General features: G+C 68.0%; 27 protein-coding genes. 14 read left to right on the top strand and 13 right to left on the bottom strand.

Features of this window, described 5'->3' with window-relative positions; genetic code table 11:
• Positions 1-143: 143 nt before the first annotated feature.
• Entirely contained in the window at positions 144-1,367 is a 1,224-nt protein-coding gene (locus FY251_RS08240) for a mechanosensitive ion channel family protein (protein WP_148414295.1), read from the top strand.
• Between the two features lie 13 nt (positions 1,368-1,380).
• On the opposite strand, the gene FY251_RS08245 is transcribed toward FY251_RS08240, so the two are convergent.
• Both FY251_RS08245 and FY251_RS08250 read right to left on the bottom strand, forming a co-directional pair.
• Complete coding sequence (locus tag FY251_RS08245) at positions 1,381-1,824, bottom strand: GNAT family N-acetyltransferase (protein ID WP_148414296.1); 444 nt, start codon at positions 1,822-1,824, stop codon at positions 1,381-1,383.
• Between the two features lie 96 nt (positions 1,825-1,920).
• Entirely contained in the window at positions 1,921-3,270 is a 1,350-nt protein-coding gene (locus FY251_RS08250) for a hypothetical protein (RefSeq protein WP_148414297.1), read from the bottom strand.
• Between the two features lie 108 nt (positions 3,271-3,378).
• Here FY251_RS08250 and rqcH point away from each other — a divergent pair, with 108 nt between their 5' ends.
• From rqcH to FY251_RS08280, 6 genes are all read left to right on the top strand, one after another.
• Positions 3,379-5,487, top strand: coding sequence for a ribosome rescue protein RqcH (rqcH, locus tag FY251_RS08255; protein WP_148414298.1), 2,109 nt, complete (start codon positions 3,379-3,381; stop codon positions 5,485-5,487).
• Between the two features lie 180 nt (positions 5,488-5,667).
• A complete protein-coding gene (locus FY251_RS08260) occupies positions 5,668-6,375 on the top strand; it encodes a DUF4013 domain-containing protein (RefSeq protein WP_148414299.1) in 708 nt (235 codons plus the stop codon).
• 63 nt (positions 6,376-6,438) lie between these two features.
• Positions 6,439-7,134, top strand: a complete 696-nt coding sequence (locus tag FY251_RS08265; RefSeq protein WP_148414300.1) for a DUF4013 domain-containing protein — start codon at positions 6,439-6,441, stop codon at positions 7,132-7,134.
• A 66-nt stretch (positions 7,135-7,200) separates the two neighbouring features.
• On the top strand, positions 7,201-8,271 hold the full coding sequence (locus tag FY251_RS08270; protein WP_148414301.1) for an mRNA surveillance protein pelota: 1,071 nt from the start codon (positions 7,201-7,203) through the stop codon (positions 8,269-8,271).
• An 89-nt stretch (positions 8,272-8,360) separates the two neighbouring features.
• Positions 8,361-8,795, top strand: a complete 435-nt coding sequence (locus tag FY251_RS08275) for a hypothetical protein (RefSeq protein ID WP_148414302.1) — start codon at positions 8,361-8,363, stop codon at positions 8,793-8,795.
• Positions 8,796-8,976: 181 nt separating this feature from the next.
• Complete coding sequence (locus FY251_RS08280; protein ID WP_148414303.1) at positions 8,977-9,528, top strand: hypothetical protein; 552 nt, start codon at positions 8,977-8,979, stop codon at positions 9,526-9,528.
• A 102-nt stretch (positions 9,529-9,630) separates the two neighbouring features.
• Here the strand turns inward: FY251_RS08280 and FY251_RS08285 are convergent, their stop codons facing one another.
• Together FY251_RS08285 and FY251_RS08290 are read right to left on the bottom strand one after the other, a co-directional pair.
• Positions 9,631-10,629, bottom strand: coding sequence for an ornithine cyclodeaminase family protein (locus FY251_RS08285; protein ID WP_148414304.1), 999 nt, complete (start codon positions 10,627-10,629; stop codon positions 9,631-9,633).
• 72 nt (positions 10,630-10,701) lie between these two features.
• Positions 10,702-10,950 carry a hypothetical protein gene (locus FY251_RS08290; RefSeq protein WP_007273297.1) on the bottom strand — a complete coding sequence of 83 codons (249 nt, stop codon included), beginning with the start codon at positions 10,948-10,950 and terminating at the stop codon, positions 10,702-10,704.
• A gap of 225 nt (positions 10,951-11,175) precedes the next feature.
• On the opposite strand from FY251_RS08290, the gene FY251_RS08295 reads away from it, so the two are divergent.
• The gene (locus FY251_RS08295) at positions 11,176-12,555 is read left to right on the top strand and encodes an MFS transporter (protein WP_148414305.1); all 1,380 of its coding nucleotides are present in this window, start codon (positions 11,176-11,178) and stop codon (positions 12,553-12,555) included.
• Positions 12,556-12,644: 89 nt separating this feature from the next.
• Here FY251_RS08295 and FY251_RS08300 read toward each other — a convergent pair whose 3' ends face one another.
• Together FY251_RS08300 and FY251_RS08305 are read right to left on the bottom strand one after the other, a co-directional pair.
• Complete coding sequence (locus FY251_RS08300; protein WP_089777557.1) at positions 12,645-13,061, bottom strand: DUF3054 domain-containing protein; 417 nt, start codon at positions 13,059-13,061, stop codon at positions 12,645-12,647.
• Between the two features lie 21 nt (positions 13,062-13,082).
• Positions 13,083-13,664, bottom strand: a complete 582-nt coding sequence (locus FY251_RS08305) for a class I SAM-dependent methyltransferase (protein ID WP_148414306.1) — start codon at positions 13,662-13,664, stop codon at positions 13,083-13,085.
• Between the two features lie 60 nt (positions 13,665-13,724).
• On the opposite strand from FY251_RS08305, the gene FY251_RS08310 reads away from it, so the two are divergent.
• The 3 genes from FY251_RS08310 to FY251_RS08320 all read left to right on the top strand — a co-directional run bounded on the left by FY251_RS08310 (position 13,725) and on the right by FY251_RS08320 (position 16,847).
• Positions 13,725-14,348 (top strand): GNAT family N-acetyltransferase, encoded by a 624-nt coding sequence (locus FY251_RS08310; protein WP_148414307.1) that lies wholly within the window; start codon positions 13,725-13,727, stop codon positions 14,346-14,348.
• A 27-nt stretch (positions 14,349-14,375) separates the two neighbouring features.
• Positions 14,376-15,356: a flap endonuclease-1 gene (gene fen / locus FY251_RS08315; protein WP_148414308.1), complete on the top strand. Its 981-nt coding sequence runs from the start codon at positions 14,376-14,378 to the stop codon at positions 15,354-15,356.
• 66 nt (positions 15,357-15,422) lie between these two features.
• On the top strand, positions 15,423-16,847 hold the full coding sequence (locus FY251_RS08320) for a transcriptional initiation protein Tat (RefSeq protein WP_148414309.1): 1,425 nt from the start codon (positions 15,423-15,425) through the stop codon (positions 16,845-16,847).
• Between the two features lie 9 nt (positions 16,848-16,856).
• Here FY251_RS08320 and FY251_RS08325 read toward each other — a convergent pair whose 3' ends face one another.
• Positions 16,857-18,209, bottom strand: coding sequence for an aspartate aminotransferase family protein (locus FY251_RS08325; protein ID WP_148414310.1), 1,353 nt, complete (start codon positions 18,207-18,209; stop codon positions 16,857-16,859).
• Between the two features lie 219 nt (positions 18,210-18,428).
• On the opposite strand from FY251_RS08325, the gene FY251_RS08330 reads away from it, so the two are divergent.
• Entirely contained in the window at positions 18,429-19,697 is a 1,269-nt protein-coding gene (locus FY251_RS08330) for an AI-2E family transporter (RefSeq protein WP_148414518.1), read from the top strand.
• Positions 19,698-19,712: 15 nt separating this feature from the next.
• On the opposite strand, the gene FY251_RS08335 is transcribed toward FY251_RS08330, so the two are convergent.
• Together FY251_RS08335 and FY251_RS22525 are read right to left on the bottom strand one after the other, a co-directional pair.
• Positions 19,713-20,000 (bottom strand): PadR family transcriptional regulator, encoded by a 288-nt coding sequence (locus FY251_RS08335; RefSeq protein ID WP_004044685.1) that lies wholly within the window; start codon positions 19,998-20,000, stop codon positions 19,713-19,715.
• 630 nt (positions 20,001-20,630) lie between these two features.
• A complete protein-coding gene (locus tag FY251_RS22525) occupies positions 20,631-20,777 on the bottom strand; it encodes a hypothetical protein (protein ID WP_004061251.1) in 147 nt (48 codons plus the stop codon).
• 123 nt (positions 20,778-20,900) lie between these two features.
• Between FY251_RS22525 and FY251_RS08340 the strand changes: the two genes are divergently transcribed.
• Both FY251_RS08340 and FY251_RS08345 read left to right on the top strand, forming a co-directional pair.
• The gene (locus tag FY251_RS08340; RefSeq protein ID WP_148414311.1) at positions 20,901-21,611 is read left to right on the top strand and encodes a hypothetical protein; all 711 of its coding nucleotides are present in this window, start codon (positions 20,901-20,903) and stop codon (positions 21,609-21,611) included.
• 59 nt (positions 21,612-21,670) lie between these two features.
• Positions 21,671-21,904 (top strand): flagella cluster protein, encoded by a 234-nt coding sequence (locus FY251_RS08345; protein ID WP_148414312.1) that lies wholly within the window; start codon positions 21,671-21,673, stop codon positions 21,902-21,904.
• Positions 21,905-21,942: 38 nt separating this feature from the next.
• Here FY251_RS08345 and FY251_RS08350 read toward each other — a convergent pair whose 3' ends face one another.
• The 4 genes from FY251_RS08350 to FY251_RS08365 all read right to left on the bottom strand — a co-directional run bounded on the left by FY251_RS08350 (position 21,943) and on the right by FY251_RS08365 (position 24,320).
• Positions 21,943-22,449: an NUDIX domain-containing protein gene (locus FY251_RS08350; protein ID WP_148414313.1), complete on the bottom strand. Its 507-nt coding sequence runs from the start codon at positions 22,447-22,449 to the stop codon at positions 21,943-21,945.
• A gap of 9 nt (positions 22,450-22,458) precedes the next feature.
• Positions 22,459-23,352 carry a bifunctional methylenetetrahydrofolate dehydrogenase/methenyltetrahydrofolate cyclohydrolase FolD gene (folD, locus tag FY251_RS08355; protein ID WP_148414314.1) on the bottom strand — a complete coding sequence of 298 codons (894 nt, stop codon included), beginning with the start codon at positions 23,350-23,352 and terminating at the stop codon, positions 22,459-22,461.
• Between the two features lie 99 nt (positions 23,353-23,451).
• A complete protein-coding gene (locus FY251_RS08360) occupies positions 23,452-24,021 on the bottom strand; it encodes a VIT1/CCC1 transporter family protein (RefSeq protein ID WP_148414315.1) in 570 nt (189 codons plus the stop codon).
• Positions 24,021-24,320, bottom strand: coding sequence for a DUF211 domain-containing protein (locus FY251_RS08365; protein ID WP_148414316.1), 300 nt, complete (start codon positions 24,318-24,320; stop codon positions 24,021-24,023). Before FY251_RS08365 ends, FY251_RS08360 begins: the two co-directional genes overlap by 1 nt.
• Positions 24,321-24,396 lie beyond the last annotated feature (76 nt).

The raw sequence follows: 24,396 nt of genomic DNA on the forward strand, positions 1-24,396 counted from the left end.
TTGCGAGACGAGCGAAGCGAGCCTCGGAAAAAGGTGGGCGTTACGTGTCGAAGCGGCTGTAGCCGACGAAACTCCCGTCCGATTCTCACCGCTGATTGTCGCTCCGTCACGCTTTTACTGTCTGACCCATCGCACACGGTAGGATGGCACCTCAGGGGGGTGCGGCGGGTTCGGGGCAGGCGGCGACGTGGCTTCAGGACCTCCGCTCGACGCTCGCACAGTTCGTTTCGACGGAAGAACGAATCGGTATCTCGGCGGCGCTCGTGGCGCTCGCGCTCGGCATCGCGGTCTTTCTCGCGCCGCGGCTCGTCTCGCGGGCGACCGCCGAACTCCGAACGCGGGTGTTGGAACACCCGCGGGTCCCGGACGCCGTCACCGACGCGGCGTGGCTGTTTCCCGCGACGGTCGTCGTCCGGACGCTCCAACTCGCGGTCTTCGTCGGCGCGGCGCTGTCGCTGTTGCTCCTCTGGGGCTACACCGGCGTCGCCGCGGACCTCGCCGAGGTGCTCGCCGTCGCGGTGCCGAACGCCGCCAAACTCGGGGCCACGGTCGCCCTGTTCGCCGGAGCGCTCGTGGGGACGAACGTCCTCGAAGAGAAACTGGACTCGTACGCGAGGGCCTCGGACAACATCAACGCCCACCAGCAGGGCATCGTCTTCCGCGTCCTCCAACTGGTCGTCCTCCTCGCGGTCGGGATGGCGGCGCTCACGGTCTGGCAGGTCAGAATCGGCGGCCTGCTCGTCGGTGCGGGCTTCCTCGGCATCGTGGTCGGCATGGCCGCGAGACAGACCCTCGGGTCGCTCATCGCCGGCTTCGTGCTCATGTTCTCCCGGCCGTTCGAACTCGGCGACTGGGTGGAGATAGACGACGCCGAGGGCATCGTCACCGACATCACCATCATCAACACCCGCCTGAGCAACGCCGACGGCGAGACGGTCGTCTTCCCCAACGACCGCGTGACCAACGCGAAGATAACCAACCGGACGAAGCGCAACCGCCTCCGACTCCGCCTCGACGTGGGCATCGACTACGAGGCCGACATCGAACACGCCGAGTCGGTGGCCGAGGAGGCGCTTTCGGACCTCAAGTTCGTCGAGGGGGTGCCGAAACCGCAGGTGATGCCGACGACGTTCGGGGATTCGTCAATCGGCCTCCAACTCCGCTTTTGGATTACGAACCCCTCGGCCCCGCGCCGGGCGCAGGCGAAGGCCGAGGTGCTTCGGAGCGTGAAACTCGCGTTCGACCGCGAGGGAATCAAGATTCCGTACCCCCAGCGCGAACTGCTCGCCCGCGAGGAGGCCGACGGCTTCCAGCTACGGGCGGACCGCCGGAGTCGGCCGGTCGAGACGTCGGTCTCGGAGGATTAGGCGTCCGCGTCGGCTACAGCGACTTCCGCATCTCGACGTGCGGAATCCCCGCCTCGTCGAACTCGTCGCTCGTCGTCTCGTAGCCGAGACCGCGGTAGAACCCCTCCGCGGTCGTCTGGCCGTGGAGGACGAGCGAGTCGAAGCCGCGCTCGCGCGCCTCCGCTTCGAGCGCGTCCATGAGCCGTCGCCCCCAGCCCTCGCCGCGGGCCGATTCGAGGACGGCGACGCGTTCGACCTTGCCGACGCCGGGTTCGTACTCGCGCAGGCGGGCCGCGCCGACCGGGTCGCCGCCGCGGGAGGCGACGAAGTGGACGGCCTCGGCGTCGGGGTCGTCGTGTTCGTCCCACTCCAGTTCCTCGTCGACGCCCTGTTCGTCCACGAAGACGGCTTTGCGGACGGCGAAGGCGTCGTCGCGCTCGCCCTCGGTGACCGCGACGCGGACATCGGGTTCGCTCATAAGGGCAGTTCCGCGGGGGTCTACCTGACGGTTGCGGAGCGAGTTTCTCACGTCGGACCCGCGAGCCTTCGGGTTCGCGCTCGGCTTCGGCGGGCGCTACGCCGTCGCTCGCGTGCCGTCGTCGACCTGCCCCCGCGTCGAGTCACCGCCGAGCGCCCAGCCGAGTCGGTAGACGAGCGACCCGGTCGCGAGCGTCACCAGCGCCCAGACGACGAGCAGAAGGCCGACGAACAGGACGCCGTAGCCGCCGACGGGGACCAGCGGAAGCGCGAAGACCGCGGGCGCGGCGACGATGGCGAGCGACAGCGGGCGCGTGTTCCCGTCGCGCCGGGCCGCGTAGCCGAGGGGGAGAAACAGCACGACGGCGGCCTCTAAGGCAAGCGCGCTGAGCGAGAACCACGGGTTCGGCCCCGGCATCGCAACCGCGGTGGCGACCGCGAGCGCGACCTGCGGCCCGACGGTCGCGGCGACGAGGCGACGGAACCCGAGCGCCCCGGGGCGGACGGCCGAGGCGACGCCGAGCGCGACCAGTTGGAGGGCGAGGAGCCACGCCATCGCGGCGACGCTCCCGGAGAACGCCCGGACGACGAGGAGACAGAGACCCCACAGGACGCCGAGTCCCGCGACGACGGGGCCGAAGCGCCGCGCGCCCCGGTCGTCGTCGAACCGGCGGTCGAACTGTCGGACGAGGAGCACGCCGACGGTGAGCACGAGCGTCGGGACGAACGCGACCCACGCGAGGTTCGCGAGGACGCCGGGCCCCGCGTCGGCGGCGACGCTCGCGTAGGCCGCGGCCGTGGTCGCCAGTCCCGCGTCGGGGCCGAACGTGAGGTACGTCTGACTCCCGACGCTCGGCGCGTCCCCGTCGTCGGCGCTCCAGACGGCGGCCGTCTCGTTGGCCCGAGTCCCGGGGGGTGCGGTGAGGAGCGACGACCCTTCGGGGCCGGTCACGGCGAATCGGTCGGCGTCGACGTAGACCGTGCCCCTGACCCCGTCGACGTGGAAGTAGTCCACGACCAGCACGTCGCCGTAGCCGCGAGACGCCATCCCGGGAACCTCGAAGGTCACGACCGCGGTGTCGCCGTCCATCCGGGTGTCGAGGCGTCGGCGGTCGTCGGTGACCACGCGGTGGTCTTCGAACGTCCGGCGGACGACGCGGTCGAGCTGTTCGGGGTTCTCGCGGAACGTCGCGGCCGACCCGTCGTCGAGTTCGACGCGGGCGGTCCACGCGCCGACGCCGTCGTCGCCGACGCGGACTCGGAGCGCGCTCGATTCGACGGTGAGCGGGACGCCCGCGGCGGCGGCCGACTCCTCGAACGCCTCGCCGCAGACGCCGCAGACGGCTTCGGGAGGGGGTCGCCCCTCGGCGGGGACGCTCCCGACGGGGAGCGCGGCCAGCGCGACGAGGAGGGCGAGCGTGCCGAGCGCGAGGGTGCGAGGACGCATTCACCGGACACATTCGGACTGATTGACAAGAATCTTCTCCCCGATTCGGACGGGCGTCGCATCCGCGGAAACGACACCCCTTTTCGTTCGCCGCCAAAAAGCGAGTCCATGGACCCGAAGCGGGAACTCACGAGCGTCGACCTCGCGGCCCTCGTCACCGAGTTGAACCGGTACGAGGGCGCGAAGGTCGACAAGGCGTACCTCTACGGCGACGACCTGCTTCGCCTCAAGATGCGGGACTTCGACCGCGGTCGGCTCGAACTCCTCCTCGAAGTGGGCGAGATAAAGCGCGCGCACCTCGCCGCACAGGAGCACGTGCCGGACGCCCCCGGTCGGCCGCCGAACTTCGCGATGATGCTCAGAAACCGGCTCAGCGGGGCCGACTTCGCGGGCGTCGAGCAGTACGAGTTCGACCGCATCCTCACGTTCACGTTCGAGCGCGGCGACGAGAACACGAAAATCGTCGTCGAGCTGTTCGGCCAGGGCAACATCGCGGTGCTCGACGAGACGGGCGAAGTCGTCCGCAGTCTGGAGACGGTGCGGCTCAAGTCGCGGACGGTCGCGCCGGGGTCGCAGTACGAGTACCCCGCCTCGCGGCTCGACCCCCTCACCGTCAGCCGCGACGCCCTCGGCCGGAACATGGAGCAGTCCGACACCGACGTGGTGCGGACGCTCGCCACCCAGTTGAACCTCGGCGGCCTCTACGCCGAGGAGCTGTGTACCCGCGCCGGCGTGGAGAAGACCCTCGACATCGCCGACGCCACCGACGACGACTACGACGACATCTACGACGCCATCGTCGACCTCCGCGAGCAGGTTCGCGCCGGGGAGTTCGACCCGCGGCTCTACCTCGACGACGACGGCGAGGTCGTGGACGTGACGCCCTTCCCGCTGCGCGAACACCAGAACGCCGGGCTCGACGAGGAGGCCTACGACACGTTCAACGACGCGCTCGACGAGTACTTCTTCCGTCTCGATTTGACCGCCGACGAGCAGGAGGCGACCTCGGACCGCCCGGACTTCGAGGAGCAAATCGCCAAACAAGAGCGCATCATCGACCAGCAGGAGGGCGCAATCGAGGGCTTCGAGAAGCAGGCCCAAGAGGAGCGCGAGCGCGCCGAACTGCTGTACGCCAACTACGACCTCGTCGACGACGTGCTGTCGACCGTCCGAAACGCGCGCGAGGAGGGCGTCCCGTGGGACGACATCGGCGAGACGCTCGCGGAGGGTGCCGAACAGGGCATCCCCGAGGCCGAGGCCGTCACGAACGTCGACGGCGCGAACGGGACGGTCACCGTCGACCTCGACGACGCGACCGTCACCCTCGACGTGTCGATGGGCGTCGAGAAGAACGCCGACCGCCTCTACACCGAGGCAAAGCGCATCGAGGAGAAAAAGGAGGGCGCGCTGGCCGCCATCGAGGACACCCGCGAGGAGTTGGAGGCCGCAAAGCGCCGCCGCGACGAGTGGGAGGCCGACGACGGCGAGGACGACGAGGACGACGGGGACGAAGAACCCGAGGAGACCGACTGGCTGGCGCTCGATTCGGTCCCCGTCAAGTCCACGGAACACTGGTTCGAGCGGTTCCGGTGGTTCCACACCTCAAGCGGCTACCTCGTCGTCGGCGGCCGCAACGCCGACCAGAACGAGGAGTTGGTGAAGAAGTACATGAGCAAACACGACCGATTTTTCCACACGCAGGCCCACGGGGGACCGGTCACGCTCCTGAAGGCGACGGGGCCGAGCGAGCCCGCCCAAGCGGTCGACTTCTCCGACGAGACGCTCCGCGAGGCCGCGCAGTTCGCCGTCTCGTACTCCTCCATCTGGAAGGAGGGCCGCTTCGCCGACGACGCCTACATGGTCGAGCCGTCGCAGGTGTCGAAGACGCCCGAGTCGGGCGAGTACATCGAAAAGGGGAGCTTCGTCATCCGCGGCGACCGCGAGTACTTCGAGGACGTGGCCGCGAAGGTCGCGGTCGGCATCCAGTGCGAGGGCGAGACGCGCGTCATCGGCGGCCCGCCGTCGGCAATCGAGGCGCGCGCGGAGACGACGCTGACGCTCACGCCGGGGCAGTACGCCCAGAACGACGCCGCGAAACTGTGCTACCGCCGGCTCCGCGAGCGCTTCGCCGACAAGTCGTTCGTCAGAAAAATCGCATCACCCGACCAGATTCAGGAGTTCCTCCCGCCGGGCGGAAGCGATATCGTCGACGAGTAAACGTCGCCGCCGTCTTCCGGTAACCGAACGCTAGATGGCTTAATATTCAATTATTCGGTCGTATCGGGTACAAGATTATATACTTTCTCGTCGTAATGTAGTTTCGAGCGCGTGTGTCTACCCGCGGTTCTCATCCGGTCGAACGGCCGGTGGGTGGGTGGTGGCGCTCGGTGAAACATCATGATTTCAGAATCCCTCAATTACCTTCGAAACGACGAGGACTGGGTAAAGACGGTCCTCATCGGCGGCGTCCTCGGCTTGTTGAGCGTCCTCATCGTCCCGACGTTCCTCGTCATCGGCTATCTCCTTCGGGTCGTTCGCGCGACGATGAAGGGCGACGAGGAGCCTCCGGTGTTCGACGACTGGGGCGACATGGCGATAGACGGCGTGAAAGGCTTCGCCATCGCGTTCGTCTACAGTATCGTCCCGCTCATCATCGCGGGCGTGTTCGGCTTCGCCGGCATCGTCGGCGCAATGGCCGGCGGCTCCGACGCCGCGGGCGCGGTCGGCGGCATCGTGGCGCTCGTGGGGCTCCTGCTCGCGTTCGTCCTCGGTCTGCTCGCCGCGTACCTCATCCCCGCGGCGCTGTCGAACTACGCCGAGACCGACCGCATGGGCGCGGCGTTCGACGTCGGTACGCTCCGGCCCATCCTGACCTCGGGCAAGTATGCCACCGCGTGGCTCACGGCGTTCGCGGTGCTGTTCGCGTCGTCAATCGTGGTCGGCGTCCTGAACGTCATCCCGATTCTCGGCTTCGTCGTCGGGGCGTTCGTGACGTTCTACGCGGCCGTCGCCGCCTACTGCATCATCGGCAGGACGTGGGGCGAACTCCACGACGTCGAGATGATGGACGAGGGCGAGACCCCGGGCGAACAGCCCGCCGTCTGAACTATCAGCGAGAATTCGACTTTTCGACGGAATATCTAAGCCGATAGCGCCGCGAGACCACGTATGCTCTCCGACGCGCTGTGGTTTCTCAAGCGAAGCGACGACTGGTTCGCAACGACGATTATCGGCGGGGTTCTCTGGCTGCTCTCTGTGCTGATACTCCCGGGGATTATCCTACAGGGCTACTTCGTCAGAGCGATGCAGGCGGCCGCGAACGGCGAGCAGTCCGCCCCCTCGTTCACGGACTGGGGCGGGCTGTTCGTCGACGGCCTGAAGCTGTTCGTGGTGACGTTCGTCTGGGCGCTCTTGGCCGTCGTCCCGGCGATGCTCCTCACGGTCATCGTCGGCGTCAGTACCTTCACCGTCTCCGAGGCGGCGACGGGGAGCGCGGCGGCGGCTTCCGCGGGCGGCGTCGGGCTCGGTATCGTCTCGGTCGTCCTCGGCCTCCTCGTGTTCGCGCTCGGCCTCCTCGCGGCCTACCTCGCGCCGGCCGCCGGGGCGAACTTCGCCATCGAAGGGAACCTCGGAGCCGGCTTCGACGTGCGGACCATCGTCTCGGGCGCGTTCACCGGCGAGTACGCCGTCGCGTGGTTGCTCGCGCTCGTCGTCGCGGCCGTGCTCGGCCTCATCGGCAGTATCCTCTCGGTCATCGTCGTCGGGTTCTTCATCCTGTTCTACGTGCAGGTGATGACGTACTACCTGTGGGCGCGCGGGTTCGCCGACGCCACCGGCAAGGGCCGGCAATCGGCCGGGTGGTAAGTCGGCGGCGATTGCGGGTGACCGCGATAGCAGGACTCTTTTCCGTTCCCCGACGACCGGACGTGTATGCGCATTTCGAGCCGCGGTCGCGGCGAGGAGGGGCGCGAGCGAATCACGCTCGTCCCCGAGAACGTCGACGACCTCTGGCACCTCTCGTACGTCCTCGAACCGGGTGACCTCGTCTCCGGCGACACCACCCGCCGCATCCAGCGCGACGACGAGCAAATGCGGGACACCGGCGGCGAGCGCGAGCACCTCAACGTCACCATCGAGGTCGACGACGTGGAGTTCGCGCGGTTCGCCAACCGCCTGCGCGTCGGCGGCGTCATCGTCTCCTGTTCCCGCGAGGACCAACTCGGCCACCACCACACGCTCAACGTCGAGGAACGCGCCGAGATAACCATCGAGAAGCACTTCAAGGCCGACCAGATAGACCGCATCGAGACGGCCGAACAGGCCGCCGAGAACCCCGACGTGGCCATCGCCACCGTCGAGGAGGGCGCGGCCTACATCCACACCGTCGCCCAGTACGGCACCGACGAGTACGCCTCGCTCACGAAGCCGACGGGGAAAGGCGAGTACGCTCGCCCGCGCTCGGAACTGTTCGACGAACTCGGCTCCGCGCTGTCGCATCTCGACGTGGACGCCATCATCCTCGCCGGCCCGGGCTTCACGAAGAACGACGCGATGGACTACTTCGAGAACAACTTCCCCGCGGTCGCCGAAACCATCGTCACGACCGTCGACACCGCCGGCGTCGGCGACCGCGGCGTCCACGAGGTGCTGAAGCGCGGCGCGGTCGACGACGTGCAGAAACAGACCCGCATCGCCGAGGAGGCCAACCTCATCGACGAGCTGATGGAGAACATCTCGACGGGCGCGAAGGCGGCCTACGGCGTCGAACAGGTCGCCGAAGCCGCCGACTTCGGCGCGGTCGAACACCTGCTGCTTCTCGACTCGCGGCTCCGCGCGGAGCGACAGGGCGACGGCGACTGGGACGTGGACGTCAACGACATCATCGACTCGGTCGAACAGAAGGGCGGCGAGGTCACCGTGTTCTCCGCGGAGTTCCAACCCGGCGAGCAGTTGAAGAACCTCGGCGGCATCGCGGCGGTCCTCCGGTACCGACTGCAGTAGACCGCGTTCGCCGCCACCGCCGTCATCGCCGCCACCGCCTCCATCGCCGGAGAAACCGTTTAGCCGCCCGAAACCCACGTCTAGTCGTGATGCGGAGTGGGCTTTCGGAGGCGACGAGGCGGGTCGACCGCTGGCTCGACCAGGTGTTTTTCGCCGCGTGGGAGGTGTCGGTACTGGCGATTCCGACGCTCTGGTTCCTGCTCGCCGCGACTCCGAGAGCCGCGGTGTCTTTGTCCGGCCTCACCGCGCTCGCGGCGAGCGCCGTCGCCGTCGGCACCTTCCGCGGCGGCTACGTCCGAACCGGGTCGTGGCCGCGGCCGGGTCACCTGCCGTCGCTCCCGATTCGGTCGGCCTATTACAGCCTCGTCGTCGGCGGGGCGGCGCTCCTCGGCGCGTTCGCACAGACCGAACTGGGGGCGTTCTGGCCGGGCGTCGTCGTCCCGGCGGTCGTCGGTGTCGGCGCGCTGGCTTTCGTCCCGGTCGTCCTCGTCGGCACCGAGCGGGTCGCACGAGTGACGCTGTGACCCGGTATCGACACGCGACCCGGTGTCGACAGTGAGGCGACATTCACACCGGATTTGGAAGAGACCCGGCACAGAGTGGGTCGAGATATCGAAAAACCGCTATCTGTTCTCTCGTCCCTCGTTCACTCGAATCGTCGAGTCGAATGGGACCGACCCCGACTCTCGATTTCGAAGGTGAACCATGACGAACACAGAACATCGCGACGGCCCGACCCGTCGCCGGTTCCTCCGAACCACCGGACTGCTCGTGGGTGGACTCGCCCTCGGCGTCCGTGGGGCTGGAACCGCCGCGGCGGGGGTCTCGGTCGCGAACGGGTGGTACGAAGAAGCAGAGATATACTACGTCGCTCACGGGGTGGAGGAGGGTGTGACGGAACGCGGAGAAAACGACATCTACCTCATCGGCGGCGACCGGACGTTGCAGGCACAGGTCGTCGAATTCGTCCCCGGAGAGGCCGGGTACTCGCCCCACTGGAACGTCAACCTCGTCAACACGGCGGCGGGGACGACGGTGGCCGACATCGTCGCCTCGCCGTACGTCTCGGAGCACTATCCCGAGGCGCTGTTCGACGACGTCGAAGACGTTCGGGCGGCGGCGGACGACGGACTGGTCACGGTGTCGAAACCCGGTGTTGTCGTCCTGTGCCCGATCGTTCCGGAACGCGTCGCGGACGCGCCCGGAAACACCGAACTGCCGGAAGCGTTCCCCCGTCCGTGGCCGGCGACGTTCTGAGAGCGAACGAACGCCGGCCACCGGCAGTTTTTCCGCGGCCGCGAAGCCGTGACGACTGCGTCGGCGAGCCGTCGCTCGCCAATCGAGATTCCTCTGTCCGTTTTACTCCCCCGTGAGCGACTCGCTCGCCGGCGAGAAGTCGATGGTCGTGCCGAGGCCCTCCTCGCGCGCCTTCTCGTAGAGCATGTGCGCCGCGGCGACCGTCTCGATGCCCGTGCCGCCGCTGTCGAAGACGGTTATCTCCTCGTCGTCCTCGCGGCCGGCGGCGACGCCCGCGACGACCTCGCCGAGTTCGGCGTGGATGTGGTCTTCGTCCACGACGCCGGCCTCGACGGCGGCGAGGAACGACCCGGCGTCCATCGTAGCGCGCTCGCGGAGGTCGGGGACGTACGTCGCGCGCTCGATGGTCGTCTCGTCGAGTTCGCGCTTTTCGGGGTGGTACTGCCCCATCGCGGTGACGTGCGTGCCGGGTTCGAGCAGGTCGCCGTCGAACACCGGGTCCGTGGCGGTCGTGGCCGTGACGACGATGTCCGCGCCCTCGACGGCCGCGGCGCTGGAGGCGACGGCCGCGACGCTGGCGTCGAGCGTGCGGTCCATCTCGCCCGCGAACGACTCGCGGCTCTCCTTCGTCGGCGAGTAGACCCAGACGGTGTCGAGGTCGCGGACGGTCGCGGCGGCCCGGAGCTGTCCGCGGGCCTGCGCGCCGCTCCCGATGAGCGCGAGCGTCGAGGCGTCGTCGCGGGCGAGCGCGTCGATGGCGACGCCGCCCGCCGCCCCGGTCTTGAACGGGTTCATGCTCGCGCCGTCGAGGAGCGCCAGCGGCTCGCCGCTGTCGGCGTCGAAAAGCGGCGTCATGAACCACGCGTCCTCCGCGCCGAAGCCGGCGGAGTACATGTAGCCGCCCATCGCGCCCGTCTCGGGCAACACGGCCGCGTAGGAGGTGAGCATGCCCGGCGGCTCGCGGTTGAACAGCTTCGTCCGCGGTTCGGCCGGCGCGCCCTCGCCGCGCTGTCTGTAGCCCTCGCGGACGGCCTCGACGTACTCGGCCGGGGTCGCCAGTCCACTAACCTCGTCGCTCGTGAGGAACAACGTCGCTGTCATGGTCGGAAAAACGAGACCTGCGGTCAAAACCCTGCGGGCCGGCGAACCGGCCGGGCGGGCGTGCGATGGGGATTAGTCGGCGTCGAGGACCGACGGAGAAGGCGCGTCAGCGGCGTTGGGACCGGCGTGTTCGTCGAATCGGGACGGAGACGGCGACGAGGGCCCGTTCACGAACAGCGCGTGGCCGGTGAGGAGCGCGGCCACGCCCGCGGCCATCGGCACTGCCGTGGTTAACTGCAACCCGGCGACGGTAAGCGTGCCGGTGATGCCGAGGAGTGCGAGCGGGATGAGCCCAAGAATGTAGTCGTAATATCCGGTCATAATATATACCATACTACGGACGTAAGTGGTATAATTCTTTCCCATAGATGACTGATATTCTCTTCGTGGCCTCTCGATAACGTTCCTATAACTTATGAGTTGAAAATCGCAGGACTGCGTCGGGGTTGCTCGCCGAGAGAACATCACAAATGCGATACTGTGGGTTGTGCCGCTCGCACGAACAGTCGTCGGGACTCGCGTCGCCTGCCGGAACTCCACACGGTTATGGGAGTCGGTACCGTGGCCGGAGACGTGAACCGCAACGACCGCTCCATCGTCGCGCTGGTGATGCTCGCCCACGGGATGGTCCACACCTACGAACTGTCCATCCCCATCTTCGTGGCCATCTGGCTCGGCGAGTTCGCGAGCATCGACCTCGGTCTCGCGTCGGTTCCCGTCACGACCGCCTCGCTGGGCGTGATGACCGGCCTCGGCTTCGCGCTGTTCGGCCTCGGGGCGCTCCCCGGCGGCATCCTCGTCGACCGCGTCGGCTCGAAGCGCCTCATCGTGTCCTGTCTCCTCGGGATGGCCGGGTCGTTCCTCCTGCTCGCGCTGTCGCCGAACCTCGTCGTCGTCGCCCTCGCGCTCGTCGTCTGGGGCGCGGCGGCCAGCGTCTACCACCCCGCCGGACTCCGCCTCATCAGCACCGGCGTCGAGGAACGCGGGACCGGATTCGCGTACCACGGCATCGCCGGGAACCTCGGCATCGGCTTCGGACCCTTCCTCACCGCGCTCCTCCTGTTGTTCTTCGACTGGCACCTCGTCGCCGGCGTGCTCGCGCTCCCGGCGCTCGCGGCCGCCGCGCTCGCCACCCGCGCCAACTTCGAAGAGCAGGCCGCGGTCACCGCCGCCGACGGCGGTGAGGGCGGTAACACTGGCGACGACGGCACCGACACCGACCCCGGCGGCGACAGCAAGGCCGGCGCGGGCGTCTCCTCGTTCGCCGAGTTCGTCTCGCAGTCGAAGCACCTCTTCGCCGGCGGGTTCGCGCTCGTCTTCGCGCTCGTGATGTTCTCGGGGCTCTACTACCGCGGCGTCACGACGTTCCTGCCGGACCTCCTCGGCTCCGTCATCGGCATCGAGCCGATTCCGGTCTCCGAGCTCCTCCCCGTCGACCTCGCGTCCGGGTCGGCCGGGGGCGCGCCGACGCTCGACGTGGAGCTGTTCGTCTACGCCGGCCTCCTGACCGTCGGCGTCTTCGGGCAGTACGTCGGCGGCAAGCTCACCGACCGCATCAGGACCGAACGCGGCATCGTCGCCGGCTTCGGCGCGCTCGCGGTCATCGCCGTCGCCTTCCTCCCGGTGGCGAGCCTCGGCGTCGTCCCGCTTCTCGCCATCTGCGCGCTGCTCGGCTTCTTCCTGTTCATGGTCCAGCCGTTCTATCAGGCGACCGTCGCGGAGTACACGCCCGCCGGTCTGCGGGGCCTCTCGTACGGCTTTACCTACCTCGGCGTGTTCGGCGTCGGCGCGCTCGGCGGTGCTATCGCCGGCTACATCCTCACCGTCGCCGACTCGACGGCGCTGTTCTTGGTTCTCGCCGGGTTCGCGACGGTCGCGACGCTCCTCGGCGTGACGCTGTTGCGACGGCGGCCGACGCCCGCCTGACTCCGGGGCGGGCGGGGACGGTCGAACGGAAATCCGTGTTCGGTTCGGTCAGTTCTTCGGTTCGGTTCGCGGCGCTCGGCGGTCGACGCTCAGACGAGTTTGAAGTACAGCGTCCGCCAGACGCCGAGCGCGACGGAGCCGAGCACCAGCATGACCGCGACGAACGTGAGTTCGACGCCGCCTTCGAAAAGCGGCGTCCAGCGAATCGCCATGCCGACGACGGTCGCCGCGAGCCACGCGCGGACGCCGAGCGGGACGGCCGACTTCGCCGACTCGGCCGCGCCGGGCGAGTACGCGCCTAAGAGCGGGGCGGTGACGAGCCATCCGATGAGGAACGGAACCGCGGTGAGCACCCAGCCGACCGGGTCGGCCGAGAGGTACGACACTCCGTTGTGCTGAATCACGCCGACGGTGACGAGGAGGAAGATGGCGAGCACGTCGCCCACGGCGATGGGTAACGCCCCGGCATCGAGTCGCTCCTCTAAGAACGACGTCGAGGTTGCCATAGGCGTGGATTCGTCGCCCCCCTAATGGCTTTCCCGCTTTTTTCCGACCACCGTGTATTCGAAGCCGCGTTCGACCACCTCGGCCTCGAACCCGACGCGTTCGAGAAAGCGCACGAGTTCGTCGGGCGCGGCGAACGCCGACCCGAAGCCGACGACGCGCTCTGCGGCGACCAGTCCCCGCCCGAGGAGCGTCTCGGGGTCGAACTCGTTGACGGCGAACACCCCGCCGGGCGCGAGCACGCGAAAGACCTCCTCGGCGACGCCCCGTTGGTTCGGCATGTGGTGGAAGGCGTCCACGACGGTCACGGCGTCGAGGGAGTCGTCGGCGAAGGGGAGCCCGCGGGCGTCGCCGCGGACGCAGTCGAGGCCCCGCTCGCGCGCCCGACGGAGCATCCCGGCCGAGCGGTCGAGGACGATGCGCTCGGGAACGTCGAGCGCGAGGGTCGCCCGCCCGGAGCCGCCGCCGATATCGACGACGCGCTCGACGGGGCGGTCGGCGCGGTCGAGCGCGGTGCCGAGCGCGCCGGGGTCCGCGGGCGGCATCACGAGGTCGTAGACGGGTGCGAAGCGGTCGAAGAACCGAACGTCGCCTGCGCCGTGCATGGCCGACGCCACGACCCCGACGGGGAAGATTCTTGCGCGCGGCGACCCCAGTTCGGCCGTATGGAGTTCGACCTGCTCGGGTGGCCCGAAGACGGGCCGCGACTCCGCCTCGACTACCGGCGGTTCGCCTACGCGGGGAAGTTCGTCACCGCGGCGACGGGCAAGACGGTGCTCCGCGACCCCGGCGCGTCCCTCCCGCCGCTCGACGACGACGACCGACCCGCGCCGACCGGCGGCCCCGACTCCCTGCCGCCGTTGGCCGAGGACGTGGTGGCCGCCGTGGCGTTCAACGAGGACCGGACCGACCCGACGACGCTCTGGCTCCGGTACGTCACGGTCCGGCGGGACCGCCGGGGCGACGGACTCGGCCCCGACCTCCTCCGCCGGACCTGCGCGGCCGCCGCCGACCGCGGCTACGAGACGGTTCGCATCGCCGCGAACAACCCCTTCGCCTACGAGGCGTGCCACAAGGCCGGGTTCGGCTTCACGGGTCGCGAGACGGGCGTCGCCGAGCTGGTGCTGGAGCGCCCCGCCGACGCGCCCGCCGCGGTCTCCCGCGAGGCGTACCAGTCGGGACTCGACCGCTACCGCGCCCGCGACCTCGGCGACCCGGAGCGGGCGTTTCTCGCGGCGCGCGAGGGAGAGAGTCCCCCCGAAATCGACGGCCTTCACTCGGACGATTGAAACCCTCGGCCCCCGAAGGCCGAGCAAATGGGAAACGCAGACCTGCGGACGCTCGCCGCGCTCTCCGAGGTGTCGTTCGACGAGGTGGCCGGGAGCGTCGTCGCCGTCGACGCCCACAACTGGCTGTACCGCTATCTCACGACGACGGTCAAGTGGACGAGTTCGGAGAAGTACACGACCGACGCGGGAGAAGAGGTCGCCAACCTCGTCGGCATCGTCCAGGGACTCCCCAAGTTCTTCGAACACGACCTGACGCCCGTGTTCGTCTTCGACGGCGGCGTCACCGAGATGAAAGACGACGAGGTGGCCAAGCGCCGCGAACAGCGCGAGAAGGCCGAAGAACGCCTCGAAGAGGCCCGCGAGGCCGGTGACGCGGTCGAGGCCGCCCGGATGGAAGCCCGGACCCAGCGGCTCACCGAGACGATTCAGGACACCAGCCGCGAACTCCTCTCGCTGCTCGACGTGCCGGTGGTCGAAGCGCCCGCGGAGGGTGAGGCGCAGGCGTCCTACATGGCCCGCAAGGGCGACGCCGACTACGTGGGAAGCGAGGACTACGACACGCTCCTGTTCGGCGCGCCCTACACGCTCCGACAGCTCACGAGCAAGGGGAATCCCGAGCTGATGGACCTCGACGCGACGCTGGCGAAACACGACATCACCTACGAGCAACTCGTGGACATCGCCATGCTCTGCGGGACCGACTTCAACGAGGGCATCACGGGCATCGGCCCGAAGACGGCCGTGAAAGTCGTCACGGAACACGGCGACCTCTGGTCGGTCCTCGAAGCCCGCGGCGACACCATCCCCAACGCCGACCGGGTGCGCGAGTTCTTCTTGGACCCGCCGGTCACCGACGACTACGACTACGACACGGACATCGACCCCGACGTGGCCGCCGCCCGCGAGTTCGTCACCGAGACGTGGGAGGTCGACCCCGAGGAGGTCCGCCGCGGCTTCGAGCGCATCGAGGAGTCGGTCACGCAGACCGGCCTCGACCGCTGGACGTAGGCCGCGGTCGCCCCGAGTGGATAGCCCGCCGACACGTTTACACGGGCCGGTTCGGAACTCCGGCGTGTGTCCCCCGACGACGTTCCGCCCGCGGACGACGACTCCGAGGCCGCCCGCGCCCGCGACGACGCCGACACCGATTCCGACTCTTCCTCCGACGCGTCTCGCCCCGACGACCGCTCTTCGCTCTCGCGTCGCCAACTGCTCGGCCTCGTCGGCGGCGCGGGCGCGGTCGGCGGTATCGGTTGGTTCAGGCCGACGTGGCTCCCAGACCCGATTACGGACTGGCTGACGAGGGTGTATCCCGACCCGCCGAGTAACTACGTCTGGCGGCCGCCGGTGAGCGACGAGCACGCCGACGCGGCGGTGCGACGACTCGAAGAGACCGTCGAGCAGGCGAAGCAACTCCGCTCGCGCATCGACCTCGATTCGGTGGACGAGGAGATGCGGTTTCACCTTCGCGGGTCGCCGGCGGGCGGTCACCTCGAATCCGCCAAAGAGGAACGAGACGCCCGTGACCGTCTCTTCTCGGCAACCTACGGAATGCTGTTCGCCGGCGAAGCCGTCGGCTACGCGAAGATTGCACTCGGAGAGGAGGACCCAGACGCCCGTCTCGAACGCGGCCGTGAACTGCGGGAGGCGAGTGACGCGGTTGCGGACTCCATCTCCGAGTACCGTGTCTCCGCCCCCGGCCGTGACCTCGGGTATCTCTACGCCATCGAACGCGAACTGGCCTTTGTGCGAATCAGTTCGCACTGGAATGGGACGTCCGTCGGCGGCGACCCCGACTCGGTAGACGAGTACTCGCCCCACGGACTCGCGAACACGTGGGGGTCGCAGTTGCAGGCGGAACAACGACTCGAAAACGCACGACACTACCGAGAGCAGTATCGCTCGGGTCTCGGAGACGACCCACAGCCGCATCGCGAGCGACTGGACGACGCGCTTCTCGGCCTCCTCGCCGAAACCGACCGGTTTCCGAGACGTGACCAGATGCGGACGAAACTCGAAGACGAACTCGAACTCGACCGGTCGTCGCCCTACGGTGCTGCCCGCTGGGAGTTGTACACGCTCTGTTTCGACAACGACTTCAGATTCTACGGCGACGACCTCCGACGAGACCTGACGGTCTTTCGCGTCGTGAAGACCGATCAGGCCCTCCTCGCGCGACGGGCCCACGACTTCGCGCTCGACGCCCTCGGCGTGGACCCCGGCGATACCGACTACGACTCCGGCCGGTCGTTCCGGGCGAAACGCCGTGCGATGCGCGACTTTCGGGCGACGCGCGACGAATACGACTCGAACTTCGCGGGCGTCGTCGCCAGCGAGGCGGCGAGTCGAATCCGCGCCGGCGACGTGAGTCTCGAAATGGGCGACGGTCCCGCGTGGAAAGAGCGCGTCGAATCGGCGGTGTACTACCTCGTCGGTGCCGGGATGATGCGCGAACTCGGGAACGTGGTCGACCCCGTCGTCAACCGCGACGCGACCTGACCGGCCGCGTTACGACACGTCTTCGATAGCGTCTACCAGCATCGTCGCGCCGAGGTCGATTTCGCGGGCGGTCACGTCGAGCGGCGGGAGGATTCGGAGCACCTTGTAGCCGCACGAGAGGGTGAGGAGGCCGCGCTTGAGGGCGGCTTCCTGCACGGCGTCGCGGCGTTCTTTGGTGTCGAACTCGACGCCGAGGAGCAGGCCCTTGCCGCGCACGTCGACGACGGTGTCCGACGCGTCGTCGCGCAGGCGCTCGATGAACTGCCGGCCGCGGGCGACGGCGTTGTCGAGCAGGTCGTACTCCTCGATGGCGTCGAGCGTGAACACGCCCTGCATCGAGGCGACGATGTCGCCCGCGCCCCACGTCGAGGAGAGCCGCGAGGTCTCGTCGGGGAATAGCTCGTCGTTCGAGATAGTCGCGCCGACGCGGAGGCCCTTCGCGCCGGTGATGATGTCGGGTTCGATTGGATAGTGGTCGGAGCCCCACAGTTCGCCGGTGCGGCCGACGCCGGTCTGAATCTCGTCGGCGATGAGCGTCAGGTCGTAGTCGTCGACGACGGCGGCGAGCTCTTCTGCGAAGGCGTCGGAGGGAAAGCGGTAGCCGCCCTCGCCCTGAATCGGTTCGACGATGACGTAGGCGACCTCGTCGGCGTCGATGTGGCCTTTCTTCGGGTGAAGCTTCTGCCGGAGTTTGGAGACAGAAGAATCGGCGTCGGGGAAGAAGCCGCAGGAACACGTCGCGGGCGAGCAGGACCGGTCGTCGCAGAACGGCACGTCGAGGACGCCGGAAATCTCGGGAAACTTGCGGCGGTAGACGGACTTCGAGCGGTTGAGCGAGAGCGCGCCGAGGGTGCGGCCGTGGAACGCGCCTTCGAAGGTGACGCCGTACTTCGCGCCGTCGGCGTGGTCGTAGGCGATTTTGATGGCGTTCTCGACGGCCTCGGCCCCGGAGTTCGACAGGAACACCGTGTCCATCCCGTAGTGGCTCGTGAGGTCGGTCAGTCTGTCCATGAGCGCGGCGGGGCCGGGGAGTCGCTCCTCGCCGGGCGCGGAGCCGTCGCTGACGTAGAAGTCCTGGCCGGCGATTTTCGTCGGGTCGACGAGGTCGAACTCGGCCATGCGGTCCATGAGCTTCGGGTTGTTGTAGCCGAGCGGCGCGGCCGCGACGTGGCTCGTGAAATCGAGGAGGACGTTGCCGTCGACGTCGGTGCAGAAGGGACCTTCCGACTCCGCGGTGATGTCCCAGACGAAGTCGTAGACGTACGTGCTCGGCGCGGCGTGCTCGTGGTGGTACGCGACCCACTCGCGGGCTTTCTCGCCGGGCATCGAATCGACGCGTGGCACCGCCGTCTCTCGGTCCATGCGGTTCGGTACGGCGACGCGCGAGTTAAGATGTTCGTTATTATTGATGTAATATCTCTCGCGCCGCGGCCGAGTCGGTCGGTTTCGACGCGGGGACCGACGGCGTCTCCGGCCGGCCGCGACGAGGGTTCGTCGGGACCTGTCTCCCGCGGTAGGCTTTTGACGCCTCCGCGTGCGTGATTGGGTATGGCTCTCCCTGACATTCAGCGCTCCCGGGCGATGTGGTGGTCGCTCGCGTTGGTCCTCGCGGGCGCGCTCACCTACGTCGTCTACTCTTTTATCGGGACGTTCGTCTTCGGTCTCTTCATCTACTACGCCACGCGGCCCATCTACCGGCGGATTCGTCGCCGGGTGAAGCCCCCGAGCCTCGCGGCCGCCGTGGCGCTTTTCGCCCTCGCGCTTCCAGTGCTCGGACTCGTCACCTACGCCGCGACCATCGCGCTCCGCGAGTTCCTGCGGTACGCCGACCGGCTCTCGACCGACGAAGTGCCTATCGACCTCGAAGCCTACGGCATCGACCCCGCGCTGGTGGAGGGTATCGCCAGTCCGCAGGCGCTGTTGGAGTACGACTTCCGGTCGGTGTTGACGCCCGAGGCCCTCGGCTCCGTGTTCGACTCGCTGAGCGTCGCCGCCAACACCTTCGCCTTTCTCGGGGTCGGCGCGATTCACCTGTTCGTCATGATCGCGTTCGCGTTCTACCTCCTCCGCGACGGCCACCGCCTGCGACGGTGGGGCCAGTCGATGTTCGCCGACGACCACGGCATCCTCGAAGCCTACATGCGCGGCGTGGACCGCGACTTCAACAGCATCTTCTTCGGCAACATCCTGAACGCCATCCTCACGGGCACCATCGGCGTCATCGCGTACTCGCTTTTGAACGTCATCGCGCCGACGGGCGTCCGCATCCCGGCCCCGGCGCTCATCGGTCTGCTCGCGGGCGTCGCGAGCCTCATCCCCGTCGTCGGCATGAAACTCGTCTACGTCCCCGTCGCGGGCTACATGGGCATCGAAGCGGCGATTGCGAACCCGCCCGGACTCTGGTTCGTCCTGCTTTTCGCCGCCGTCTCGTTCGTCATCGTGGACACGATTCCGGACCTCGTGCTCCGGCCGTACGTCTCCGGTCGGAGCCTCCACGTCGGGGCCGTGATGCTCGCGTACACGTTCGGCCCGCTGCTTTTCGGCTGGTACGGCATCTTCCTGATGCCGATGATACTCGTGTTGTTCGTGAACTTCGTCCGACTCGTCCTGCCGGAGCTACTGGCCGGAAAGCCGATTCGACCGTACATGGTCGACCCGGGACACCTGATCGACGGGCCACCGGTGGAGGAGCTGACCGCTGACGAGGGCGACGACGCGCCGCGAGAAACAGCCGAAACCGACCGGTCGGTGGAAGGCGAGTCCGGCGCTTCGGAGACGTTTACCGACCGAGACGAGACGAGAACGGGTCGGGACTCACGGTCGCCGTCCGACGCCGGCGCGGACGGGTAGCCCGAGTCGTCCCGCTCACGCCTCGAAGTCTTCGGGGACGTACTCCGCTTCCCACTCGTCGCGGGCCTTGATTTCGCGGCGACCGCGGCGAGTGAGCGTGTAGTAGTTGGTCCGGCGGTCGCGCTGGCCCTTGTCGACCAGCCCCTTCTCGACGAGCGTGTCGAGGTTGGGGTAGAGCCGCCCGTGGTGAATCTCCTTTTCGTAGTAGGCTTCGAGTTCTTCTTTGATAGCGAGTCCGTGCGGCTCTTCGAGACCGGCGATGACGTACAGCAGGTCTCGCTGGAATCCTGTCAGGTCGTACATCGGTAAATTCGACTCGTATGTTACTGTCTAATTCAGATAAACATATCGGCCTCGGCCGACGATTTACCCTCGAAAACGCGCCAGTCCCCGAAATCTTCCGGCCGCAATTATGTTGACCAAGTTACTAATCTGTCGAACTGTCCGTTTCGAGGACTGGATATGTCCACGGATGGACGACTCGAACGAATTACGGCAACTATGTTGTTAATTGTTATCTATGAACATGGTTCGGCTGTCAGAACCGCAACTCCGTGGGCGTCGAAGTGACTCGCGGCTCTCCTGTGTGTTTCTCGACAGATTCGGAACGACGGGACACCGTACACGGGCGGCGGGACAGACGGACCTCTCGGTCTCGGGTCGTAGTTTCGCACAGAAGGAAAGCAAGCCGTGCCGGAAATCTCCGGCACGGCATGCCGCCCTGAATTGGTCCCCGCTGACGCTTCGGCCCTCCAAAGCGAAGCGTCACTTACGGCTACTGTTCGATTTCACTTAAAGATAACGACGCGTGCCAAACGTTGACAACGCGGCTAACTGTCTATCTGAGTGGTACGTACGCGCCGAATTCCCAAATTCGCGAACTCCGTGGAAGGCGTGAGCGAAGCGACCGGACCGGTGGTTCCGTTTGGGAAGTCACATGTGTTCCTCCTCCAGCACCCAGCCGAGCGCCCGCTTGTAGTGCGTCATGAGCTTTCTGACGCCCTCGTGTCGCATCTCCTCGGAGTCGAGTTCGTCCTTCAGGAACTCGTACTGCTCTCGGACCTCGGATTCGCTTCGCATGCGTCGATGGTGGGTCCCCGGACGTATGTAGCCCGGCGGTCGCTTCGGGGGCACCGCTCGTTTCGGTGTGGGGCTGCTCTCCGGGTCGCCGTGCTTTTGCGCCGTCGGGACGAACCGCACCGCATGGAGATACGCGGCGAGCGCGAGTGCAAGGAGTGCGACCACCGATGGTCGTACTACGAGACGGGAAGCGTGTCGTGCCCGCAGTGCGGGAGCCTCCGGAGCGTCGGCGTCGGCGACAGGGAGCGCCACACCGCCATGCAGGCCGAACTGGACCTCTCGGCGCACCGCGCCGCCGTCGGCGACGGGTCGATTCGAGACGCCGCGCCGGCGCTGAAGTCCGACCTCCGCGACTACGTCCGGCAGACGGGCTACATCCGCGGGGGCGAACTGCTCCCCCTCGGCGACACCCCGCTTGCGGCCCACGAACTCCTCCACGCGGTCGACGTGGTCGCCCGGTCGAACCGACCCACCGACGACGAACAGTTGTACGTCCTCACGCTCCTCCGACGCGCCGACGAGGGGGAACGTCCCGCGACCGACGCCGTCCCCGACTCGATGGCCGACGCCCGCGGCCTCGCCTACGCCGAGGCCATCGACGCCTACTGCCGCGACCTCTCGACGTGGCTCGACGACAACCCGAACCCCGAGGGAAGAACCGCGCTCGAAACCCTCTCGAACCACCGCAAGCGCGTCGAAGCGCTCGACGGAGCCGTCTCGCTGTCGGAGTCCGAGGCGCTCGTCGAGGCCGCCCGCGAGCTTCACGCCGCGCTCGTCGACGACGACCCCGACGCGCTCGCGTCGGCCCGCGACACGCTCGCGTCGCTGTTCTGAGGCCGCCCGACCGCCACGCTCACCGAACGTTTTTGCCCCGCGGCGACCCTTCGCCGACGATGACTGCCGGCTTCGACGTCCACGAGGTGCGCCACCGGGTGAAACTGCTCCGCGACGACGGCGACACGATGCTCGTCGAGAACCGCGACGGCGTGGCCTGTCCGGCCTGCGGCGACGACTTCTCGCAATTGCTCGTCTCCGACCGCGAGGCGCACAGCTTCGACGTGGACGCCGACACCCGTTTCTGCGTCCGGCGAGACGGCGACCGACTGCTCGTGGCGACCCACGAGTGAAGAGAGTAAGAGAAAAGCGCAGTCGGACGTGCGGCCGGTCAGCGCCCGAGCAGGAACCGAATCAGCCCGCGGTCGAGCGTGTCGTCGGGAAGCGTCTCGAACCACGACACGTCGGCGATGGCCTCGTCTTCGAGGCCGGGGTCGTCGGTGATGTCGCCCGCGACGGTCGCCTCGTAAATCGCGAACCGAAAGCTCGCGGCGGCGTCGCCGTGGTGGTACGACTGTTCCGTGACGACTCGAAGCGCGCCCACGTCGGCGGCGAGGCCGGTCTCCTCGGCGACCTCGCGGACCAGCGCCTCGCGTCTCGACTCACCGACTTCGACCTCGCCGCCGGGGAGGACCCACCGGCCGTCCTGTCGGACGAGAAGCACCGCGCCGTCGCGCTCGCAGAGCGCGCCGACGCCCCAGTCGAGGCCGCCCTCGATGCGCTCGACGGCGCGGGCGAACGCCTCGGCGTCGAGGTCGTGGCGGTTCCGACGCCGGATGACGCCGTCCACGTCGTACGACCACTCGCCGTCGATGTCGGGTTCTGACGAGTCGTTCACGACCCGAACTCAGGGGAGGTCGACGTCGACGCCCTCGGTCTCCGCGGCGGCCTTCACGGTGTTCCAGAGGAGCATCGCGCGGGTCATCGGGCCGACGCCGCCGGGGACGGGCGTGATGGCGCTGGCCTTCTCCTTCGCCGACTCGAACTCGACGTCCCCGACGAGTTCGTAGCCCTTCTCGTTGTCCGCGTCGACGCGGTTGACGCCCACGTCGATGACGACGACGCCCTCCGAGAGCATGTCGCCGGTGACGAGTTCTGGGACGCCCGCGGCGGCGACGACGATGTCGGCCTCGCGGGTCTTCGCGGCGAGGTCGTCCGTGCGCGAGTGGCAGACCGTGACCGTGGCGTTGCCGCCCTCGGCCTTCTGGATGAGCAGGTTCGCCATCGGCTTGCCGACGATGTCGGAGCGGCCGACGACGACCACGTCAGCGCCCTCGGTCTCCACGTCGGCGGCGGCGAGGAGTTTCTGGACGCCGTGGGGCGTACAGGGCTTGAAGCGGGCGTCACCGGCGACGAGGCGGCCCACGTTCTCGGGGTGGAAGCCGTCGACGTCCTTGGCGGGGTCGATGCGGCGGAGGACCGTCCGGTCGTCGACGTGGTCGGGGACGGGCATCTGGACGAGGATGCCGTGGACCTCGTCGTCGTCGTTGAGGTCGTCGACGAGCGAGTAGAGTTCGTCGGCGGGCGTCTCGGGGTCGAGTTCGTAGTCGAACGCCTCGATGCCGACCTCCTCGCAGTCGCGCTGTTTCATCGAGACGTACGTCTCGCTGGCGGGGTCGTCGCTCATCAGGACGGTCGCGAGACCCGGCTTCACGCCGGCCTCGTCGAGGGCGTCGATGGCGTCGGCCAGCCCGTCTCGAATCTCCTCGGCGACGGCGTTGCCGTCGATGATGGTCGTCATTGTCTCAGACAGCGCGCCCAGCCCATTTCAAAGATTCGGATTCGTGCGTATTCTCTGTCTTGAGTTCACAGAAATATACACGTATGTGGCCATCACCTCTCAGCCGAACAGCAGGTTCACGGCGGCCACCGCGACGCCCGCGAGCGCCATCCGCAGGCCGGCGACGTACCACCGCTGGTCAGATATCGACCCCATGTACGCGCCGAACGAAAAGAGGATTCCCGTCCCGAGGCCGACCGAGGCGAGCGTCGCCCACGTCATCGACAGCAGCGTGCCGACCGCGAGAAACGGGAGCAGGGGGACGACGATACCGACGAGCGGGCCGAGCCCGCTGGCGACCGCGTTGATTCCCCGCGCCGCGACCTTGTCGCGTTCGACCGCCGTCCCGCCGAGGTCGGTCAGCATGGCGTCCTCGATGCGGCCCAGTTCGGCCCGCTTCTCGGCGCGCTCTATCTCCCAGACGCTCCAGACGCCGGAGGTGGTCAGCCCCACCGCCGCGCCGACGCCGATTTCGACGACCGTCACCCCGTCGGTGACGCCGGTGAGGTACGCGCCGATGACGAGGCCGATGCAGGTCAGCGCCCCGTCGAAGCCGTTCGAGACGAAGTATCGTCGGGAGATGGCGCGGACGCGGTCGTCGCGCAGGAGCGAGGCGAGCCGAGCCGACATCACGACGGCGACGGGTCCTGCGGCTGGTCCCGGTACGCCACGAGTTCCTCGCCGGCAACGACTTCGTCGACCGAGTGGACCGTCCCGCCGAGGTCGCGGACGCGGCGCTCGACCTCGTCGGCGTCGACCGCCTCGCCCTCCACGACGAGCCTGAGGTTCTGCACCTCGCGGTCGGTTTCGAGGAGCGTCGCGTTCACGCCGGCGACGCCGGCCGCGTCGGCGACCTCGCGGGCGAACTCCACCGTCGAGGGACTGTGCGGTTTCAACACGTCGAGAACGAGCCGACGAATCGGAGCCATATCGACCGGCGATACGGCGGCGCGGCTAATAGTGTTACCCGGGAGAGGGATTTGAAAAACCGAACGCGCCGGACCG

It is taken from the genome of Haloferax sp. KTX1 (genome assembly GCF_902410085.1).
Taxonomy (GTDB): domain Archaea; phylum Halobacteriota; class Halobacteria; order Halobacteriales; family Haloferacaceae; genus Haloferax; species Haloferax massiliensis.

Coding starts and splice junctions, on each gene's coding strand:
- FY251_RS08295 (WP_148414305.1), top strand. CDS start 11,176: ATGGGAGTCGGTACCGTGGCCGGAGACGTGAACCGCAACGACCGCTCC.
- FY251_RS08300 (WP_089777557.1), bottom strand. CDS start 13,061: ATGGCAACCTCGACGTCGTTCTTAGAGGAGCGACTCGATGCCGGGGCG.
- FY251_RS08345 (WP_148414312.1), top strand. CDS start 21,671: ATGACTGCCGGCTTCGACGTCCACGAGGTGCGCCACCGGGTGAAACTG.
- FY251_RS08280 (WP_148414303.1), top strand. CDS start 8,977: ATGACGAACACAGAACATCGCGACGGCCCGACCCGTCGCCGGTTCCTC.
- FY251_RS08365 (WP_148414316.1), bottom strand. CDS start 24,320: ATGGCTCCGATTCGTCGGCTCGTTCTCGACGTGTTGAAACCGCACAGT.
- FY251_RS08325 (WP_148414310.1), bottom strand. CDS start 18,209: ATGGACCGAGAGACGGCGGTGCCACGCGTCGATTCGATGCCCGGCGAG.
- FY251_RS08330 (WP_148414518.1), top strand. CDS start 18,429: ATGTGGTGGTCGCTCGCGTTGGTCCTCGCGGGCGCGCTCACCTACGTC.
- FY251_RS08250 (WP_148414297.1), bottom strand. CDS start 3,270: ATGCGTCCTCGCACCCTCGCGCTCGGCACGCTCGCCCTCCTCGTCGCG.
- FY251_RS08335 (WP_004044685.1), bottom strand. CDS start 20,000: ATGTACGACCTGACAGGATTCCAGCGAGACCTGCTGTACGTCATCGCC.
- FY251_RS08285 (WP_148414304.1), bottom strand. CDS start 10,629: ATGACAGCGACGTTGTTCCTCACGAGCGACGAGGTTAGTGGACTGGCG.
- folD (WP_148414314.1), bottom strand. CDS start 23,352: ATGACGACCATCATCGACGGCAACGCCGTCGCCGAGGAGATTCGAGAC.
- FY251_RS22525 (WP_004061251.1), bottom strand. CDS start 20,777: ATGCGAAGCGAATCCGAGGTCCGAGAGCAGTACGAGTTCCTGAAGGAC.
- FY251_RS08310 (WP_148414307.1), top strand. CDS start 13,725: ATGGAGTTCGACCTGCTCGGGTGGCCCGAAGACGGGCCGCGACTCCGC.
- FY251_RS08265 (WP_148414300.1), top strand. CDS start 6,439: ATGCTCTCCGACGCGCTGTGGTTTCTCAAGCGAAGCGACGACTGGTTC.
- FY251_RS08270 (WP_148414301.1), top strand. CDS start 7,201: ATGCGCATTTCGAGCCGCGGTCGCGGCGAGGAGGGGCGCGAGCGAATC.
- fen (WP_148414308.1), top strand. CDS start 14,376: ATGGGAAACGCAGACCTGCGGACGCTCGCCGCGCTCTCCGAGGTGTCG.
- FY251_RS08275 (WP_148414302.1), top strand. CDS start 8,361: ATGCGGAGTGGGCTTTCGGAGGCGACGAGGCGGGTCGACCGCTGGCTC.
- FY251_RS08245 (WP_148414296.1), bottom strand. CDS start 1,824: ATGAGCGAACCCGATGTCCGCGTCGCGGTCACCGAGGGCGAGCGCGAC.
- FY251_RS08305 (WP_148414306.1), bottom strand. CDS start 13,664: ATGCACGGCGCAGGCGACGTTCGGTTCTTCGACCGCTTCGCACCCGTC.
- FY251_RS08260 (WP_148414299.1), top strand. CDS start 5,668: ATGATTTCAGAATCCCTCAATTACCTTCGAAACGACGAGGACTGGGTA.
- FY251_RS08290 (WP_007273297.1), bottom strand. CDS start 10,950: ATGACCGGATATTACGACTACATTCTTGGGCTCATCCCGCTCGCACTC.
- FY251_RS08240 (WP_148414295.1), top strand. CDS start 144: ATGGCACCTCAGGGGGGTGCGGCGGGTTCGGGGCAGGCGGCGACGTGG.
- FY251_RS08360 (WP_148414315.1), bottom strand. CDS start 24,021: ATGTCGGCTCGGCTCGCCTCGCTCCTGCGCGACGACCGCGTCCGCGCC.
- rqcH (WP_148414298.1), top strand. CDS start 3,379: ATGGACCCGAAGCGGGAACTCACGAGCGTCGACCTCGCGGCCCTCGTC.
- FY251_RS08340 (WP_148414311.1), top strand. CDS start 20,901: ATGGAGATACGCGGCGAGCGCGAGTGCAAGGAGTGCGACCACCGATGG.